Genomic DNA, 17,226 nt, shown 5'->3' on the forward strand with positions numbered 1-17,226 from the left:
TTCAGGGATTTCCCGCGCGTTGGGCACATCGGTTGCTACCGTGCAGGCATGCAGATCGAACCCCTGGACCCCCACAGCCCCGCCGCGATGTCCCTGCTGGCGCAGTCGGACGCGTACATGGCGGCCCTCTACCCCGGCGAAAGCAACCACCTCCTGGATCCCCAGGCGCTCGCCCAGCCGCAGGTGCGCTTCATTGGCGTCTGGCTCGCGGAATGGCTGGCCGGTTGCGCGGCGGTGAAGGTCGTCGACGACGCCGACGGTCCGTACGGCGAGATCAAGCGGGTGTTCGTCCAACCGCATTTCCGGGGACGCGGCATTTCCAAGGTGCTGATGGAAGAGCTCGAGTCCCATCTCAGGGCACAAGGCATCGGACTGGCGCGCCTGGAGACCGGCGTGCACCAGCCGGAGGCGCTCAAGCTCTACGAGCGCCTGGGTTATGACCGCCGCGCTCCCTTCGGCGACTACACCGACGACCCGCTGTCCGTCTTCATGGAAAAGCGCCTGTCGGCCTGAGGCCGCCCTCCCCCCTAGAACCTAGTCCCCTCGACGAGTTCCCCCGCCCTGGGGGACGGGCGACGGCCACGCGGGCCGGCGTCGACATACCGTGCGGGCTGCCCGGTTTTCCCGCAGCAGCACCGCCCCATGGCCCCGACCGACCGCCACGCCCCCAAGCTCGCCTCGATCGAGGCCGCCCGCGCGATCGCCGCGCTGGCGGTGGTGCTGATGCACGCGACCCACCTGATGCGGGTGCCGCAGTTCTCGGGCCAGGTCGCGCTCGGCGGCCTGTTCGACTTCGGTTATGCCGGCGTCGACTTCTTCTTCGTCCTGAGCGGCTTCATCATCACCTTCGTCCACCACGCGGAGCTCGGCGGCGGCGCGGCGCGCTGCCCGGGCTACCTGTGGAAGCGCTTCGTGCGCGTGTTCCCGATCTACTGGATGGTGCTGGCGATGACCGCCGGCCCGTCGATCCTGGCCCGTCTGGCGACCGGGCGCACGCCGATCTCGGAACTGGGCGCCGAGGACCTCCCCGGCACGCTGCTGCTGTGGATCGGCGGTGGCACGCCGGAATACGTCGGCGTGGCCTGGTCGCTGCAGTACGAGGTGCTCTTCTACCTGAGCTTCTGCGTGCTGCTGCTGCACCTGCGCGGCGGCCTGGCGCTGTACGCGCTGTGGGCCGCGCTGGTGGTCGCGCAGGCCTTCGGCCAGTTGCCGGCCGCCCTGCCCTGGAAGCTCGGCGATCCGCACTGCCTGCAGTTCCTGATGGGCGTCGCCACCGGGCTGATGGCGCGCCGCGCGACGCTGCCGCTGGTGCGGGGGCAATGGCTGCTGGCGGCCGCGGCCTTCGTCGCCGCGGTGCTCTATGAACGGCTCGGGTCGCAGGGGCCGCACGCCTTCGGCGGCCGCGTGGCGCTGGGGCTGGCCTCGGCGCTGGTGCTCGCGACGCTGGTCGCGATGGAGCGACGCCGGCCGGTGCGCGTGCCGGCGCTGCTCGTCCAGCTGGGCGCGGCCTCGTACTCGCTGTACCTGGCGCACTGCCTGCTGATCAACATCGTGCTCGCGTCGATGGCCAAGGCCGGCCTCTATCACGCGCTGCCCGAGGCGCTCGTCTTCTCGATCGCGGTCCTGGCGGCCGTCACCGGCGGCTGGCTGATCGGGCGCTGCCTCGAACTGCCGGTGGTCGCGTGGCTGCGGCGGCGGCGCTCGCCACCGGCCGTGCCCGCGCCCGCGATCGCGGCCTGAGCGACGCCGCTCGTCACTCCTCGTTGTCGCCGCTGCCGCCCGTCTGGTCGTTGCGCTTCTCCGCCTGTTTCAGCAGCGGTGCCTCCAGGCGCGCCATGCCGTCGATGAAGCTGTCCACCGGCTGCGGCGTGGCGACGCGCAAGGCCGGCGGCGGCAAGGTGGCCATGTAGTTGGGACCGAGCCAGTACTGCTGCTCGGTACGCCGGCCGACGGTCAGCACCAGGCCGACGACGCACATCGCGCCGATGCCCACCGCCAGCCGCCGCGACGCGCGCGGCCACACCACCGTCGCATGCCACCACAGCAGCAGCGCGGCGCCCACCGACATCACCAGCGTCTCCAGCGCCAGCAGCCGCGGCAGGTTGAACATGTAGGCCAGCAGCGGCAGCAGCAGGTCGAAGAGCTGCATCGCCACCGTCGCCACCAGCGCCCGCCACAGGTGGGCGCCAAACGCGAACCAGTGCCGGAAGAGCTGCGTCACCAGCGCCCACAGCGCGGCCCAGATCAGCGCCACGCCCACCGGCGCCAGCAGCGCGCTGACGGTGTCGACCCAGGTCGCGCTGCCGTCGTTGGCGGCCCAGTTCGAGCCCCACAGGAGCAGCGCCCAGACCGCCAGCAGCGCCGGCAGCGCCCACGACGGCCGGGCGTCGCGCCGCACCGGCTCGTCGGCGCGGTTCATCGGCTTTTCCGCCGGCAGCGGGTCCAGCGAGGTGCGCAGCCGCAGCCGGGTCGTGCCCAGTTGCAGCAGCGCCGACGACGGCCAGGCCGCGCGGCTGCCGGCGGCGATCCGGTGGCCGTCGAGCCAGCCGCCGTTGTGGCTGGGCAGCAGCTCCAGCACCGGGCCCGAGGCGGCCGGCGCCGCGTCCGTCCCGGCGTCGTCCCAGTGCAGCAGCGCATGGGCGCCGGCCAGGTGCGGATCGGCCAGCACCAGGTCGCAGTCGGGCGAGCGCCCGATGCGCAGCGGCCAGGCCCGCACCTTGTGGGTTTCCCGGCAATGACCGTCCCGGTCGACGATCTCGATCACCGCGTCCATGCGAATCCTTGCAGGTAATGACGCGTCAGCTGGGTGGCATTCGCGAAGCTGACGCCGCGGGCGTCGAAGCGGCCCAGCGCGCCCTCGGTCGCGGCGTCGACGTTGGTGACCAGCACCGTCAGGTCGAACAGCCCGTCGAGCTTGCGGTAGGCGCGCAGGCAGGCGACCGCGCGCAGCGGCGGGCCGTCCTTCTGCTGGACGAAGTCCTCGCGGCAGTACGGCGCGGTGCGGTCGCGGTCGGGACCGCCAAGGCGCTCGTTGCGGAAGCTGGCCGAATAGATCGTCGAGAAGCGGACCGCGCCCAGCTTGCTGCCGTCGTAGACCTCCTCGGTCACGCCGAAGTAGCCGGTCTGCAGGGACTCGCTGATGAACAGCGCGTGCTCCATCCGGCATTGCGTGCGCTGCATCTGCAGGCCCTGCGCGTCCGCGGAGGTGCCGCTGCCCCAGCAGCGCATGTACTGCTCCTGCGGGATCGGGAAGCGGTAGCGCGGGTGCGTCAGCGTGCGCCAGGGCTGGGCCAGGAAGTTGCGCGACAGCTCCTCCTGGTAGGCCATCAGCTGCTCGCGCAGCTTGGGCCAGGCCGCGCCCTTCATCGGCGCGGCGTCGCGGCTGCGCGCCAGCAGCGCGGCGGCGTGCTGCGCCGGCACCAGGAAGCTCATCTGCTGCGCGAAGATCATCGTCGACACGTTGATGCCGACGATCTCGCCGTCCTCGTCCAGCACCGGGCCGCCGCTCATGCCGGGGTTGATGGAGCCGGAGTAGTAGATCAGCGGATCGAAGCTGCGCTCGACCAGGCCGTTGTAGGTGCCCTCGACCACGGCGAAGGCGACGTCGTGCGGGTTGCCCATCGAGTAGATGCGCTCGCCCTTGGCCAGCGGCTGGTCGGTCTTGCGGAAGGCCAGCGGCGTGGCCGTCATGCGCGCGACGACGCCCTTGGGATCGGCCTTGGCATCGCCGCCCTTGGCGACGATGCGCAGCAGCGCCAGATCGCGACGGGCGTCGAAGTCGAGCAGGACGATGTCGCCACCGTCACCCTCCGGGGTCTGGTACTGCAGCCGGTAGCGCTCGGGCTCGAGCGCATGCTGGCTGATCACGTGGTAATTCGTGATGACGTGGCCCTGCGCGCTGACCACGAAGCCGGACCCCACCGAGGCCTGACTGCCGTTGAAGAGCGTGCGGACCTGCAGCAGCTGGGCGCGGCTGCGGTCATAGAGCCGGCGGGCGCTGGCGGAGACCGGGGCCGAGGCCATCGCCTGACTGGCCGCCGCCGTGCCGGGCTGCGGGGCGCTGGCGGGCGGCGTGACGACGGACGGCGCCACGACGGGCGGTGCGGACAAGGGCGGCCGCTGCGGCGAGGGCGCCGGCTGGGCCTCCGGCGCGGGGCGCGTCTGCGCCGCGGCGGGCAGGCCGAGCGCCACCGCGACCAGCAGCGTGGCCGCCCGGGCGAGGGCCCGCCCAAGGGTGAGAGGATTTCGCGACAACGCAGCAGACTCCAGGAATGAGCGAACGCCGCATGCTAGCGGCTTTGCGTCGCCTCAGGGCTGCTGCGGGCGCTCGCCGGCCGGCGGTTCCTCCGGAGTGGCGGACTGCCGCGGGCGCCGGTCGCCGGGCCAGGGGCCGAACAGCGGTTGCGGCATGCGCACCGGCGTGACGTCCAGGTACAGGTTGACCACGGTGTAGTCCTCGGGGCCGAGCTCGTCGGTGCTCCAGCCGATGCTGCCGGGGCCCTTGTAGAGGCGGAAGAGGAAGCCGAGGTCGGCCAGCGCGTCGCCCGCCTTGGGCGCCGCCTCGAAGCTCAGGCCGCGGAACTCGGGCTGCACGCTGTCGATGAGGATGGACATCGCGGTCGAGATGGTCGAGTCGCCCAGCATGTCCGTGTAGAACTGCGGCAGCGTGTAGTAGGGCTTGTAGTCCGGCGCACCGGGCTCCAGCTTCTGGCCGCGCAGCTTCAGCGCCGACGGCGTCACGCCGCGCGTGCGCAGGTTCATGCGGTCGCCGTGATCGAGGTAGGTGAGTCTGGCGTTCTTCAGGTTGAAGACGCCGAGCGCGCGGTCCGAACTCGCCTCGCTGAGGTCGACCAGCAAGGCCCCCTTGTGGCCGAGGATCTCGACCTCGTCGCCGCGGATCACGGCGGCGGAGTTCTCGTCCACGCCCAGGCCCAGCTGGTAGCCCTTGGCCAGCATCAGCGGCACCATGCGGCCGAAGCGGCCGCGCTTGAGGAAGTGCTGGTCGACGAACAGCCCCGGCCCGACGAAGCCCAGCCCGCGGTCGATCTGCTTGCCCTCCTCCCACTGGCCCTTGAGGATGCTGATCACGCTGGGCGCGTCCCGGAACATCACCGTGCTCATGATCGCGGCGCCCGCCGAGGTGCCGGCCACGACGCCGCCCTTGCGGTAGACGTCCCAGATGGCATCGAGCATCGGCGTCGAGTGGCCGCCCGGGAAGAGCACGTCGACGATGCGCTCCTGCGAACCGCCGGTGAAGAAGATGCCCTTGGCATTGCGCACCTTGGCGATCAGCGCGGCGTCGCGCACCACCTTGTTCAGGTCGACCCACGAGAACTTCGGCGCGACCGGCAGCGCCTCCGCGACCGCGCCGCGGCGCTGCAGCTGCTCGACCACCTGCTTGGCGCTGGCCTCCGGGTCCTCGGCGGCCGTGCCGAAGACGACGAAACGCGCGCCGCGCCCGCCCGCCAGCGCGATCAGCCGGTTCCAAACCTCGTCGTTGTCCGCCTTCAGGGCGCCGCCGATCGCCATCGCGTGGCCTTTAATGGGGACATCGGCGCCAGGGCCAGGCGTTGCCTGGGGAACGGACGCCGCGGGCACCGCGGGCGCTGCCGGCGCGGGAGCGACGAGGGCGGGCTTGGTCGCGGCCGGTCTGGCGGGCGTCGGCGCGCCGGGCGCGGTGGGAGCGGCCGCCCGGGCCGTCATCGCGGCCAGGACCAGCACCAGGCCGAAGGCGCCGGCTACGCGGCGCGGGGAACAGCGATCGAACATCGTCAAGGCCTCACGCCGCGGACCGGCGGCATCACGTAACCGGAGGAAGCCGCCCCATGACGGGGCGGATCGGACGAAGGGGGGAGCGCAGGAGGGCAACGATAGCGTCGCGTCCCCACCGACGGGTGACTGTTGGTCACACCGCAGTTGCTTCGTCGCGACTGTCCCGGGAGATCACCCTTGCCGGTGCCGGGCCGGTCCCTAGACTGGTCCGTCAGAGCCATCCCCCAACGGCCTCAGGGAGCCCGCCATGACCGTCCCTTCCCCCCGTGTCGCCAAACGTCCGCCGTGCCCACCGAGCCTGCCGCGAGCCTGCGCGGTCGCCGCGCTGGGCGCGCTCTGCGGCCTCGCGCAGGCGCAGGTCGCCGCGCCGGAGGCCGCCGCCTCCGCCCCGCCGCAGCAGCTGCAGCGGGTGCAGATCACCGGTTCCGCGATCAAGCGCATTGCCGACGAGGGGGCGCTGCCGGTGCAGGTGCTGACCCGCAACGACATCGTCAAGGCCGGCGTCACCACCGCGGCCGAGCTGATGGCGACGGTCTCCTCGCTCAGCAACAACCTCACCGACGGCGTCAGCATCGGCACCGGCGGCTTCCGCGACCAGATGGGCTTCAATTCGGCCAACCTGCGCGGCCTGGGCACCTCGTCGACGTTGGTGCTGCTGAACGGCCGGCGCATGGCCAACTTCGCCTCGCCGGGCGACGACAACGGCGTCGACCTCAACAACATCCCGGCCGCGGCGATCGAGCGCGTCGAGGTGCTGCTCGATGGCGCGTCCGCGATCTACGGCACCGATGCGATCGGCGGCGTCATCAACTTCATCACCCGCAAGGACTACCAGGGCCTGCAGCTGGACGTCTACGCGGGCAAGTCCGGCGAGGGTGGCGCGGGCAAGCGCACCGCGTCGATCGCCGCCGGCCATGGCGACCTGGCGCGCGACGGCTTCAACCTGATGGGCGTGCTGGACCTGCAGAAGACCGGCGCGCTGCGCACCTCGCAGCGCGACTTCATCTCCGACCTGCGCATTCCGGAGCGACTGCCGCACCTGCTGTCCTCGGCCAGCTTCCCCGGCAACATCCGCCTCTCGGGCGACCAGCGCGACTACCTCGAGTCGCAGGGCTTCGCGATCAATGGCCGGCCCATCACCACGCGCACGATCAACCTGAGCGCGCCGACCTGCCAGCCGCCGCACTCCCTCTACCTGCCTGACGGCATTGGCGGCGTCGACGGCTGCACCTACGACTACATGCGCGACCTGGAGCTCTATCCGAAGACGGACAAGGGCAGCTTCCTGGGCCGCGGCGTGCTCAAGCTGGGCGACCGGCACGAGGCCTTCATCGAGGCCGCCTACACCCGCAGCAAGAGCTGGTACGTCGGCACCAGCAACCGGATCGACGCGGACCTGGATGTCTCGATGATCCCGGCGCTGGCGGCGACCGGCCTGGGCGACGCGCTGCCGGACGACCGGCTCATCACCGTGCGCACCCGCATGCTGGAGGCCGGCCCGCGCGCGAGCGAACTCACCAGCACCGGCAGCCGCATCGTCGTCGGCATGACGGGCACGCTCGGCGCCTGGGACTACGACTGGGGCTACAACCACAGCGTCAACCGAATATCCGACCGCGACGTGCGTGGCTACCTGCCTGAGGACGCGACGATGGCCGCCTACGCCGACGGCCGGCTGAACCCCTTCGGCCCGTCGAGCGCGGAGGGCTTGGCCTTCCTGCGCGACAACAACATCAACCAGGAAGTGCGCCGCGCCCGCGGCACGATGGACAGCCTGGACGCGAAGGTCACGCGCAGCCTGATGGCGCTCGGCGGCGGCGATCTGGCGCTGGCGCTCGGCGCGGAACTGCGGCGCGAGAAATCCACGTCGGCGGCCAGTGATCTGCTGATTTCAGACAACATTCTGGGCGACTCGTCGCCGGGCGACGCGCAGTTCACCAGCAATTCCCGCAAGGTGTGGGCGGCGTATGGCGAGCTGCTCGCGCCGATCACCAAGCAATGGGAACTGCAGTTCGCACTGCGCCATGACCACTACCAGAAAATCGGCGCGACCACGAACCCGAAGATCGGCCTGCGCTACGCGCCGATGGACAAATTGACCTTCCGCGCCTCTGCCGGCACCGGCTTCCGCGCGCCGTCGATGAACGACCTCTACCGCTCGGTCAAGGTCAGCGAGACCGCCACCCTGCCCGATCCAGTGTGCATGCGCGAGAACGACAACGACCTGGGCTTCTGCGCCAACAACTGGGAGACGCGGACCTATTCGAATGCCAACCTGAAGCCGGAGAAGTCGCGGCAGTTCTCGATCGGCATGCTCGCGGACCCGACGCCGGAATGGAGCTTCGGCCTGGACTACTGGCGCGTCGAGAAGCGCGACCTGATAAGCACGCTGGGCGACGACGTGATCCTCGCCAACCTCGACAAGTACGAGCCGCTGGTGCATCGCTACAACGAGGACGAAGGCATTGCGGGCTGCGACTACGACCCCGACGACTCCGAGATCTGCTTCATCGAGTTGCGCAAGGAGAACCGCGGCAAGCAGAAGGCGTCCGGGCTGGACATCACGCTGCAGTACCGCTCGCCGGCGACCGCGATGGGGCGCTTCGGCGTCAAGCTGGTGGGGACGTTGACGCTGAGCTCGAAGAAGCAGACCGGCGACGGCGATCCCTACATCAGCAACCTCGGGCGCTTCGTCACCGACGGCGTCGTGCAGCGGTGGCGTCATCGGGTCAACTTCGATTGGTCGCGCGGTCCGTGGAGCATCAACCTCGCGAACTCGTTCTACAGCGGCTACGACGACCAGAACTCGGCGATCGATACCAACACGGGACTGGTGGTGGGGAAGAACAAGGTCAAGGCGTATTCGCTGTGGGACCTGTCGGGCGGCTGGGAGGCGACCGCCGCGCTCACGCTGCGGGCGGGGGTGAAGAACCTGTTCAACACGGCACCGCCGTTCTCGAACCAGGCTTACTTCTTCATTTCGGGCTATGACCCGAGCTATACGGATCCGCGCGGGAGGTTCTTCTACTTGGCGGCGTCGTATCAGTTCAGGTGAGCGGGAATGGCGTGAGGTGCGGGGGTCGAGACTGGCTGAGGCGATGACCGGTCTGCCGGCGTTTCAGCGGTGCTACGGTTCCTCGTACAAGGCGAGCCCACAATTACCGCAGCATCGCTTCGCGCCGAGGCGAGGCTCTTGAGCAGCGAGCCAAGGGCTTCTGCATCGAGGGCACGGCCAACGCGAAATACGAAAGGCCGCCCAACCCCACGCCATACACCAGAGCGAGATGCCGCCGAAGAAGACAAGCTCTCCGGAGAGACCGAGCATCAGCTTCGTGATAACGAGCAACAGGATGGTGCCTGGCAGTCCCAATACCAACAGCAAACCGGCGGTCCAGTTCCTTCGACGGTACTCATTCCATGCGCCAGAGACGTTCGGGCTCGACATGCGCCTGAGGATAGCAAGTTGCTGTCCGCTTCCGGCCCAAGCCGCGGCGACGTGTCTACGCATCTAGACTCGCCGCTCACCAGAGATTGGCAGCACAAGGGCGCACAACGCAGGCCGCCCTGAGGGCGGTGGCTGCAGAGTAGTCGTCAAGCCTCATCGCGGAGTAGTTTGGCCTCGGGGTGCGTCGCCATGTAATGGGCCGCCTGCTCAGGCGTGATGCCCACCAGAATAGTTGCAGTGCTGTCCCAGCAGACCAACTCGAACAGTGCGCCATCCAGTTGCGGCGTCAAGGCATTGGCATCCCGCCAGAATCGCGCATTTCCGTCCGCAGCCGGCGGCCGTAGCACCTCAACACGCTTGTCGCACGGGAAAGCACTGAATACGCCCCACATGAACTGCAGGTTGGAATACAAGAGGCATCGAGCCAGCTCTGGACCTGTCACCCAGCCGTCGGCCTGGGGAAGGCCATCAAAGGTAATGTTCGTCTCGATGTCACTCACGTACCAGTCAAACTCGGATGCGTCGACGCCGAGGGCGCGCAAAGTGCCACCGACGTCCGTGAAGTACGGGACTGCGTTCGTTGATTCGAGCAAGACGTTCATGACCGTCTGAAGTGAAATGTTGCCGCGAAGAGCGACCTTACCGCGGATAGGCTTGCAACGGACATAAGGCACCAAATTGAAACCCATCGAGCTAATGATCGTTCTCGCGTGGCTGCTCGCGCCGTTTTTGATCGTCGCTGCGGCGATCTTCGTCGTCTGTCAGCGCACGGAACTTCGCGCAGCGCGAGCGCGGAACGCAGCGGGGCTTGTCATCTTGTGCGCTCTATCAGCCTTGATGTCGTTAGGGGCGCTCATGTGGGGACCGCCGATACTCGGTCAATACGTCGGCATGCGTGATGAGCCTTTCATGTGGGCGCCATTCGCTGGTCTGGCTGTCGCTGTGTCGTTGCCCATTGCGCTGCGGTGGACCAGATGTCGTAAGTGACTACCTCTCCCGGTCCAGGCGGAAGCCGCAGGTGGCTTCGTAGCGGGAGCGGACGCGGCGGGATAACCTAGGGCGATGGACGGCGTCGCTTCTTCGCTTGTGATGGCTATTGGGATGACGATGGCCTTGGTTGCTGCAGCTCAGATGGCAAGCACCATTCTGTTGTGGAGCAGGCATCCAACTGAAGCCCGACTCGCATTTGGATTCTGGTCTTCAGTACTAACCCTGCTTGCCAGCATCCCGCTGTTCGCTCTGTCCCTCCTGCTGACCTTGACATCAGTTGGTTGGTGGCCGGCTCTGATCTGTCTAGGGCTTGTCGGCTGGGCCACTGGCTTGCTGGCTCGTGCCATCGAGTCAAGGCGATTGGCTCGACAAGCGACCAAGAGGCCCATGTTTCGAAGGTAGTCCACACGCTATGCCCACTCCCAGCTTGAAGCGCAGGTTCGCCTCGCAGCGAGGCTGCGGGAAAACGCGTCCTCATTGCGAGGTGGCTGAGAATCGACCTCTCAGATCGACGCAGGATCGGCGATCGGCGCCTCGCTAATGGTGTCGAGACCCCGAAGACGGACCGTTGGAGGAGTTCTCACACAGCCTCCAGCGGAAGCGGACATTTCACGGAGGCCATGCGCATCATTCGGAATGACCTATCCCAAGGAGCCATAGCCTCGCCAGAAAAGTGCCGATGTATGAGCCGACTGCAGCGAACTTGACCGCATCCCAGGGGGCGGGAAAATCCGCCCCTCTCCTCGTTACAAAGTGCGTAGATTGCCTAGGCAAACACGTTTGGAGTGAGGGGAGGTGGGTGAATGTCAAGTACATCGAGCCGCAAGGACCGCGGCCAGAGGCCGATTCGTACGTTTGCTGAGTACCAGGCGACGGTCGAGCGAACCGACGAACGCAAGAAGGTCATCGTGTCTTTGCTCGGATTGGCCGGTGAACTCGGGGACCTCAATTCGACCTTCAAGAAGCTGGTGCTGCAGCGCGACAGCCGAACGCTTCGCGAGGACCTTCGCGAGGACATCGGCGACATCCTCTGGTACCTGACCAGCCTAGCTGTCCAATACAAGATTCCCTTGCAAGAGGCAGCTCGGGAGAGTGCACTCAAGGCGGAGCGTCTCTATTCCCAGGGCGAGGTGAACCGCTTCGATGATGGTTTTGATGACGAAGAGCGCCTGCCGCGTAGGTTCAGCGTTACGTTCTCAGAGAAGCGCAACGGCAAGCAATTGCTGGTACGCATCATGGTGAGTGGCGTAATCGTCGGCGACACCCTTACCGACAACGCTCACAAGGGGGATGGCTACCGTTATCACGACGTTTTCCACCTGGCCTATGCGGCGGTTCTAGGGTGGTCCCCGGTCCTTCGCGGCCTCTTGCGGCGCAAGCGCAAGAGCAACCCGCGCATCGATGAAATCGAAGACGGTGGCCGTGCGGCTGTGGTGGAAGAGGCCATCTCGGTGCTTGTTTTCAACGAGGCGCCGCAGCGAGCTTGGTACAGCGAGGAGAGTTCGGTCGACATCGGCCTGCTAAAGACCATTATCCGCCTGACCGCCGGGCTGGAAGTTCACCGCTGTACTGCGAAGCAATGGAAAGCTGCCATCCTCCAGGGTTACGCGGCGTTCGGTCAGTTGAAGGACAACTGTGGCGGCCGCGTCGATGTGGACCTCGACCGCCAAATCTTGACCTACAACCCGCCGCGCCCCGAGGGGGCGCTGTGACCGCTTGCAATGTGACCGGCACCACGGCCGTTGACGCCTGGCGGGCCGGCGTTCGAGCCGTGATTGCACACGGCGAAGTCTTCAACCTATTCACGACCGTCGAGCAGCCGGCTGCTTTCGACCCGGCGTGGCTGCAGGCTCATTCGCCACGACGCCGCGGAGTTGGCGGTGATGACTTACGCGAAGTCATCAAGACCATCTTTCCGTACGACCTTGCGCAGCGTGTGGCAGAGCGTGCAAGTCTATATCGCGACTATCTAAAGAGGCACGACCGCGCCATGAGATTTGTTCGTAATCGCGGGACCTGGGGAACGTACTTCGAGCGGCTGGTTCGCTTCCCTGACCATCCTGACACAAATCAACTCGAGACTGTCATTGGCAAGCTCGGCACTTGGCAGAAACGAAGCGGGACGAGCTTGGTGTTTCATTTGTCGACGCCCGCGCGCGATACTCCTCGCACTCGAGGAGGTCCGTGCTGGCAGTTTGGCGAAATCGTCTGGCACCCAGGCGGACGGCTCGACCTGGTGGTGGTCTACCGTAATCACGACTTCTTCAACAAGGCGCTGGGAAACTTCATCGGCCTAGGCCAGCTTTTGAATTTCATATGCGTCGCTTCGGGCAAAACGCCCGGCCGCTTGCTATGTCATTCGGTGCATGCCTACAACGGCGGTACGGTCGAAGCATTGCGCGCCGTGGCGACCTGAACAGTGATGGTGGATAAAGAACCGCAGTTTGTCGACCTCGTGCGCCGCGTAAAGGCGTGCAAGCGCTGCCCACGTATGGCGGACAGTGCCCGAGTGCTCGGTGCGGGCTGCGGCTCGCTCAGCGCCAAGGTGATGTTCATCGGCGAAGCGCCGGGGCGGCTCGGTGCCGACACCTCGGAGCTGCCGTTCCATGGCGACAAGTCCGGGCACAATTTCGAGTCGCTGCTGGAACAGGTGGGACTGAGCCGCTACGACGCTTTCGTGACCAATGCGGTCCTCTGCAATCCGAAGGACACGAGCGGCAACAACGCCACACCGTCCCCCTCTGAGGTGGCCAACTGCGCTCCGTTTCTGAGGGAACAGCTAGACCTCGTGGACGCTCCCGTGGTCGTAACACTCGGTGCAGTTGCCTTGCGGGCCACGGCGATGGTCACGGCCCATACCCTCACCCTTAAGGACAGCGTTCGAAAAGCTCACCTCTGGTCAGGTAGGCAGCTCATTCCTGCATACCATCCGGGCCAGCGAGCAATGGTGCATCGCAGCTTCGCCAACCAACTGGCGGACTACCAGTTCGTGGCCGAGACGCTGCGCCGCGGCGGGGGCGCCGCACGACGCAAGCCGTCGGCCAAAAGGAACCGAGCGTCGGAAAAGGTTGGTGCCGCAGCACGGGTGCTGCTCGAGGAAAGCGGAGAACTGAGCTACTTTGCCCTCCACAAGCTGCTGTTCATGGCCGAGGTCCGGCACCTTGAGGCAGCCTCGGAGCGCCTCACCGAGGGCTACTATGTTCGACAAAAGGATGGGCCCTATTGCGTCGAGTTGCATGCCAGCCGGCTACCTGCGCTCATCCCGGGCTGCTTCACGCGCACCGTCGGAAAGCACCTGATGGTGGGGCTCGGCCAGAAGGGCCTACTAGACGGAGCGTCACAGGTCGACCCGCTGAGTGCGGCTGCCAGACGCACCTTGCTGGAGGTGGCGGTCAAGTACGGTCAACTGCCGGTCGGGGAGCTGAAGACGGCGGTCTACCTGACGGCGCCAATGCGCGAGTTGCTGCGCAGGGAGAGGACCCTGCGGATGAACCTGTTCAATAGCGCGGTGCTACCGGCTCCCTGAACCGTACGACAGCACCTCCAAGTCGGAATGCAAATGGGGCCCGCTAAGGACCACTCCCAGCCTCAATTCGACTGCGACTCGGTAGCGCATGATTCAGCCGCCATCGTCATGTACCCGTCTAGTCTGCCTGGGCCGATGAGATCAACCGCGACAGTTCAACCTATGCCTAAGACGATCTACTGCTGGCGCTGCCGCATGGACATTCCCATGCTCACGGAGGAGGAGTGGGATTTGGTGGCGCCTCACCTCGCCAACGGGGTCGACCAAATCAAAGCGTATCGGGAGGCCCATGGGTGCTCTCTTGCCGAAGCGACGCGAGAGGGCTTTGGGCGGGAGGCGCTGGTGCAGTACGAGCGCATCACTGGCTTCAAGGAAGGCAACGCGAACGCGCTGTTCCATCATCGACTGAGCCTGTACGGCCCCGCTTGCTCACATTGCGGCAAGCCGCTTAGGACCCCGCAGGCGCGCTTCTGCGCGATGTGCAGCACGCCGAGCGGCTCCATTGCTGGTGATGGTCAACATTCAAACTGAAGCGCCTCACACACTTCGGCGAAGAGCCATGCAGCGTGCCGCGAACTCGAGACCGGTTTCGCCATTACGGTCGTCGCTTATCACCTGCTCGCGTTGCACCAACGGACTCGGCCAGCGCGAAAAGCCACCAGCCCAGCGACACGATCCACAGCAAGTTGGCGAGAGCAACGACGTGCTCGGACACTCCAAACACCGTTGCAAACCCAGCTCCCACTAGCGAAGCAATGTAGGCGACGATGTATGAATTTCTGCGCCACACATAGAGCACCATGAGCAGCGTCGCGACCTGAATGACGAAAAACAGAAAGAACATAGGACCAGAACTGGCGCCATGCGTCTTTAATTCATGAGCATGGAACTCCCAGTCCGTCTTTGCAATCGACCAATCGGGGCACCGCGTAGACGAGTCGACGCGGATGCGATGGACTGGAATACCAACGGGACCGACCGCATGTCCGAATCGAACTCCGCGATGACGCGCCTGCCGCTCGGAGGCTAGTCGACGCTCCATGGCGGCAGTGGCCCTGACCACTCCCCGCGCCGAGGCCATTCGGAAGATCTCGCCTGGAGACCGCATCGATACGGGAATATCTGGAAGTCCGATGCAAGCCCGATCACGCATCATTCCGCCCCCGGGCGCTCGTTTCATCAATGGATCTCACGCGTCGCGAGAAACCGACCCCACGATCTCTTGGCCACTCGGCCTTGATCGCGACCACAACCACTCATGAGCGCGAACCCGTACGCATCTCCAGACTTCCAAGTCGCAGACCTTCCTTCCCGACAGGCGTCCTCGGAGCCCCCGTTCTTTGCCGTCTCGCTGTCCAAGCTCGTCGTCATGAGCGTCTGCACGCTCGGCCTGTATGAGATCTACTGGTTCTATCGCAACTGGAGATGCATCAGGCACCGGGAGCAAAGCAACATCGCACCGGCGCTGAGAGCGCTGGTCGCGCTCTTCTATTGCTACCAGTGCTTTGCCCGGATTCGCGCTTACGACATCGAGAAAAATGGCAGCTCGCCCCTCGCCGCCGGGAGCTTGGCCGTCGGTTGGATCGTCGCCACCTTGCTCTGGAAGCTTCCAGATCCGTACTGGTGGCTCTCCCTGCTCGCGTTCGTGTTCCTCCTTCCCGTGCAGGCGCGCGCGAACAGCTTGAATGCGCAGGTGAGCCCACTCCACAAGCGCAATGCGTCCGTACGCGGCTGGGACTGGCTGGCCGTGATTCCCGGGGGCGCACTGCTGCTGCTCGCATTCCTTGGAACACTTCTGGCCCCTTGACCGGGTGAGCGTACCTAGGACTCGGTCCACCCCTTTCATCGAGCGGGAGCCCCGCCGCTTCGCGCCGGTCAAGCCACCGGTCGCCCACGTGACCCGCTCGCGACGGCGCCCTACCCCCTCAACCGCTCCACCGCCAGGTCAATGAACGCCCTCACCTTGCGCGACGCTCGCTTCCCCTGATGCTGCAGCGCCTGCACCGGCACGGCGGGCGGTGCGAACTTCGGGAGCACCTCCACGAGCGCCCCTGAAGCGATCTGCTCTTCGACCATGTACGACAGCACACGAGTGAGCCCAAACCCATCGCGGGCCGCGGCAATGGCGTGGTCATTGCTGTTGGTGGCGAGTCGAGCGCGGATCGGCACCGAGACGATCGGCGCATCCACGCCCGCGCCCTCACGGAACTTCCACTCCGATCCCGGCTCCAGCCCAAGCGCCGCGATCACCGAGTGCTTCGCGAGATCCTTCAGCTGCTTCGGCGTCCCGTGCTGCTTCAGGTACGCGGGCGACGCGCACAGGATGCGCCGCACCTTGGCCAGCGGCGTCGCGTGGAAGGAAGCATCCGGCAGGTCGCCGATGCGGATCGCCACGTCCACGTCCTCGCTCAGCAGGTTGACATTGCGATCCAGGAAACGGCACTCGACCTCGGTCTCCGGATAACGGGCCAGGTAGGCCAGCACCACCTCGTTCAGCTTGAGCCGCCCGTACATCACCGAGGCGCTGACGACGAGCTTGCCGCGCACCGCGCCGTGCGAGCCACTCGCCGCCTGCTCGATCTCCTCCAGTTCGCCGAGCACGCGCCGGCAGTCCTGCGCGTAGCGCTCGCCGACCTCGGTGACCTTGACCACGCGCGTGGTGCGCAGCAGCAGGCGCACGTTCATCGCCGCCTCGAGCTCGCTCACCGCGCGCGTGACGACCGGCGCGGACACGCCGAGCCGCCGCGCCGCCGCGGAAAACCCGCCCTCCTGAACGACGGCCACGAAGATGGCCATGGCATCGAGCTTGTCCATATCTTTTCTGATCCAGAAAGAGTCATTTCCCAGCCGCGCCGATTCTCTCCGCGGAGCGCGAGGGCCACCATCCGCTCACCCTCAACCCACCGGAGAACCGCCATGAGCCGCATCCACGTCGTCGAACCCGCCACCGCCACGCCCGAGCAGAAAGCCCTGCTCGACGCGATCCAGGGCCAGCTCGGCATGGTCCCCAACTTCCTGAAGGTCTTCGCCAACTCGACCACCGCGCTGCAGGCCTTCCTCGGCCTGTATGGCATCGCCAACGGCGGCAGCCTGGACCCGCTGGACCGCGAACGCATCGCCCTGGCGCTGGCGCAGCAGAACGGCTGCCAGTACTGCGTCTCCGCGCACACGGCCATCGGGCGCAAGACCGGCCTGTCGGCCGAGGAGATCGCCGCGGCCCGCGCCGGCACCAGCGACGACGACACCTCCGCCGCGATCCTGAAATTCGCGCGCAGCTTGATGGACAAGCGCGGCGAGGTGTCCGCGCTGGAGCTGACCGAGCTGCGTGCCGCCGGCGTCGACGAGGCGCAGATCGTCGAGATCATCACGCACGTCGGCATGAACTTCCTGACCAACATCCTGGGCAAGGCCAGCCTGGTCGAGATCGATTTCCCGAGCGTCAAGCTCGAACTGCCGACCGCGGCCTGAAGGTCCGCATCCTCACCGGGAGCTC

Annotated in this window: 15 protein-coding genes; 9 read left to right on the forward strand and 6 right to left on the reverse strand. The window is 66.5% G+C overall.

The genetic code is table 11. The features are described from left to right. Positions 1 to 48: 48 nt before the first annotated feature. Together BM393_RS12520 and BM393_RS12525 are read left to right on the forward strand one after the other, a co-directional pair. Positions 49 to 513, forward strand: a complete 465-nt coding sequence (locus tag BM393_RS12520; protein ID WP_091726054.1) for a GNAT family N-acetyltransferase — start codon at positions 49 to 51, stop codon at positions 511 to 513. A gap of 129 nt (positions 514 to 642) precedes the next feature. Then, positions 643 to 1,740 (forward strand): acyltransferase, encoded by a 1,098-nt coding sequence (locus tag BM393_RS12525; RefSeq protein WP_091726059.1) that lies wholly within the window; start codon positions 643 to 645, stop codon positions 1,738 to 1,740. A 13-nt stretch (positions 1,741 to 1,753) separates the two neighbouring features. On the opposite strand, the gene BM393_RS12530 is transcribed toward BM393_RS12525, so the two are convergent. Genes BM393_RS12530 through BM393_RS12540 form a run of 3 tightly spaced genes read right to left on the reverse strand, consistent with a single transcriptional unit; the run spans position 1,754 to position 5,769 of the window. Beyond that, the gene (locus BM393_RS12530; RefSeq protein WP_091726062.1) at positions 1,754 to 2,773 is read right to left on the reverse strand and encodes an FHA domain-containing protein; all 1,020 of its coding nucleotides are present in this window, start codon (positions 2,771 to 2,773) and stop codon (positions 1,754 to 1,756) included. Next, positions 2,761 to 4,254, reverse strand: a complete 1,494-nt coding sequence (locus BM393_RS12535; RefSeq protein WP_141225322.1) for a serine protease — start codon at positions 4,252 to 4,254, stop codon at positions 2,761 to 2,763. The genes BM393_RS12530 and BM393_RS12535 overlap by 13 nt, the downstream gene beginning before the upstream one ends. A gap of 54 nt (positions 4,255 to 4,308) precedes the next feature. Continuing rightward, positions 4,309 to 5,769 carry a cyanophycinase gene (locus BM393_RS12540; RefSeq protein WP_091726068.1) on the reverse strand — a complete coding sequence of 487 codons (1,461 nt, stop codon included), beginning with the start codon at positions 5,767 to 5,769 and terminating at the stop codon, positions 4,309 to 4,311. Positions 5,770 to 6,019: 250 nt separating this feature from the next. Between BM393_RS12540 and BM393_RS12545 the strand changes: the two genes are divergently transcribed. Continuing rightward, positions 6,020 to 8,827, forward strand: a complete 2,808-nt coding sequence (locus tag BM393_RS12545; RefSeq protein ID WP_091726071.1) for a TonB-dependent receptor — start codon at positions 6,020 to 6,022, stop codon at positions 8,825 to 8,827. Between the two features lie 536 nt (positions 8,828 to 9,363). On the opposite strand, the gene BM393_RS12550 is transcribed toward BM393_RS12545, so the two are convergent. Continuing rightward, on the reverse strand, positions 9,364 to 9,819 hold the full coding sequence (locus BM393_RS12550; RefSeq protein ID WP_091726074.1) for a hypothetical protein: 456 nt from the start codon (positions 9,817 to 9,819) through the stop codon (positions 9,364 to 9,366). A 1,191-nt stretch (positions 9,820 to 11,010) separates the two neighbouring features. Between BM393_RS12550 and BM393_RS12555 the strand changes: the two genes are divergently transcribed. The 4 genes from BM393_RS12555 to BM393_RS12565 all read left to right on the forward strand — a co-directional run bounded on the left by BM393_RS12555 (position 11,011) and on the right by BM393_RS12565 (position 14,264). After that, the gene (locus BM393_RS12555; RefSeq protein WP_175538323.1) at positions 11,011 to 11,919 is read left to right on the forward strand and encodes a nucleotide pyrophosphohydrolase; all 909 of its coding nucleotides are present in this window, start codon (positions 11,011 to 11,013) and stop codon (positions 11,917 to 11,919) included. Beyond that, the gene (locus BM393_RS25265; protein ID WP_141225324.1) at positions 11,916 to 12,623 is read left to right on the forward strand and encodes a hypothetical protein; all 708 of its coding nucleotides are present in this window, start codon (positions 11,916 to 11,918) and stop codon (positions 12,621 to 12,623) included. The genes BM393_RS12555 and BM393_RS25265 overlap by 4 nt, the downstream gene beginning before the upstream one ends. A 6-nt stretch (positions 12,624 to 12,629) precedes the next feature. Then, positions 12,630 to 13,733, forward strand: coding sequence for a uracil-DNA glycosylase family protein (locus BM393_RS12560; protein ID WP_091726077.1), 1,104 nt, complete (start codon positions 12,630 to 12,632; stop codon positions 13,731 to 13,733). Between the two features lie 162 nt (positions 13,734 to 13,895). Beyond that, complete coding sequence (locus tag BM393_RS12565) at positions 13,896 to 14,264, forward strand: hypothetical protein (protein WP_091726081.1); 369 nt, start codon at positions 13,896 to 13,898, stop codon at positions 14,262 to 14,264. A gap of 64 nt (positions 14,265 to 14,328) precedes the next feature. On the opposite strand, the gene BM393_RS25950 is transcribed toward BM393_RS12565, so the two are convergent. Then, positions 14,329 to 14,577 carry a hypothetical protein gene (locus BM393_RS25950; protein WP_091726085.1) on the reverse strand — a complete coding sequence of 83 codons (249 nt, stop codon included), beginning with the start codon at positions 14,575 to 14,577 and terminating at the stop codon, positions 14,329 to 14,331. Between the two features lie 414 nt (positions 14,578 to 14,991). Here BM393_RS25950 and BM393_RS12575 point away from each other — a divergent pair, with 414 nt between their 5' ends. Next, positions 14,992 to 15,540 (forward strand): hypothetical protein, encoded by a 549-nt coding sequence (locus tag BM393_RS12575; protein ID WP_091726089.1) that lies wholly within the window; start codon positions 14,992 to 14,994, stop codon positions 15,538 to 15,540. A gap of 110 nt (positions 15,541 to 15,650) precedes the next feature. On the opposite strand, the gene BM393_RS12580 is transcribed toward BM393_RS12575, so the two are convergent. Continuing rightward, complete coding sequence (locus tag BM393_RS12580; RefSeq protein WP_091726094.1) at positions 15,651 to 16,547, reverse strand: LysR family transcriptional regulator; 897 nt, start codon at positions 16,545 to 16,547, stop codon at positions 15,651 to 15,653. 102 nt (positions 16,548 to 16,649) lie between these two features. Between BM393_RS12580 and BM393_RS12585 the strand changes: the two genes are divergently transcribed. Further along, entirely contained in the window at positions 16,650 to 17,201 is a 552-nt protein-coding gene (locus BM393_RS12585; protein WP_091726098.1) for a carboxymuconolactone decarboxylase family protein, read from the forward strand. Positions 17,202 to 17,226 lie beyond the last annotated feature (25 nt).

Origin of the sequence: Mitsuaria sp. PDC51, assembly GCF_900113225.1 — a bacterium.
In the GTDB taxonomy this organism is placed as follows: Bacteria; Pseudomonadota; Gammaproteobacteria; order Burkholderiales; family Burkholderiaceae_C; genus Roseateles.

Excerpts from the sequence above, each read along its gene's own strand:
- BM393_RS12520 (WP_091726054.1), top strand. The coding sequence starts at position 49 with ATGCAGATCGAACCCCTGGACCCCCACAGCCCCGCCGCGATGTCCCTG.
- BM393_RS12525 (WP_091726059.1), top strand. The coding sequence starts at position 643 with ATGGCCCCGACCGACCGCCACGCCCCCAAGCTCGCCTCGATCGAGGCC.
- BM393_RS12530 (WP_091726062.1), bottom strand. The coding sequence starts at position 2,773 with ATGGACGCGGTGATCGAGATCGTCGACCGGGACGGTCATTGCCGGGAA.
- BM393_RS12540 (WP_091726068.1), bottom strand. The coding sequence starts at position 5,769 with ATGTTCGATCGCTGTTCCCCGCGCCGCGTAGCCGGCGCCTTCGGCCTG.
- BM393_RS12545 (WP_091726071.1), top strand. The coding sequence starts at position 6,020 with ATGACCGTCCCTTCCCCCCGTGTCGCCAAACGTCCGCCGTGCCCACCG.
- BM393_RS12550 (WP_091726074.1), bottom strand. The coding sequence starts at position 9,819 with ATGAACGTCTTGCTCGAATCAACGAACGCAGTCCCGTACTTCACGGAC.
- BM393_RS12555 (WP_175538323.1), top strand. The coding sequence starts at position 11,011 with ATGTCAAGTACATCGAGCCGCAAGGACCGCGGCCAGAGGCCGATTCGT.
- BM393_RS12560 (WP_091726077.1), top strand. The coding sequence starts at position 12,630 with ATGGTGGATAAAGAACCGCAGTTTGTCGACCTCGTGCGCCGCGTAAAG.
- BM393_RS12565 (WP_091726081.1), top strand. The coding sequence starts at position 13,896 with ATGCCTAAGACGATCTACTGCTGGCGCTGCCGCATGGACATTCCCATG.
- BM393_RS25950 (WP_091726085.1), bottom strand. The coding sequence starts at position 14,577 with ATGTTCTTTCTGTTTTTCGTCATTCAGGTCGCGACGCTGCTCATGGTG.
- BM393_RS12575 (WP_091726089.1), top strand. The coding sequence starts at position 14,992 with ATGAGCGCGAACCCGTACGCATCTCCAGACTTCCAAGTCGCAGACCTT.
- BM393_RS12580 (WP_091726094.1), bottom strand. The coding sequence starts at position 16,547 with ATGGACAAGCTCGATGCCATGGCCATCTTCGTGGCCGTCGTTCAGGAG.
- BM393_RS12585 (WP_091726098.1), top strand. The coding sequence starts at position 16,650 with ATGAGCCGCATCCACGTCGTCGAACCCGCCACCGCCACGCCCGAGCAG.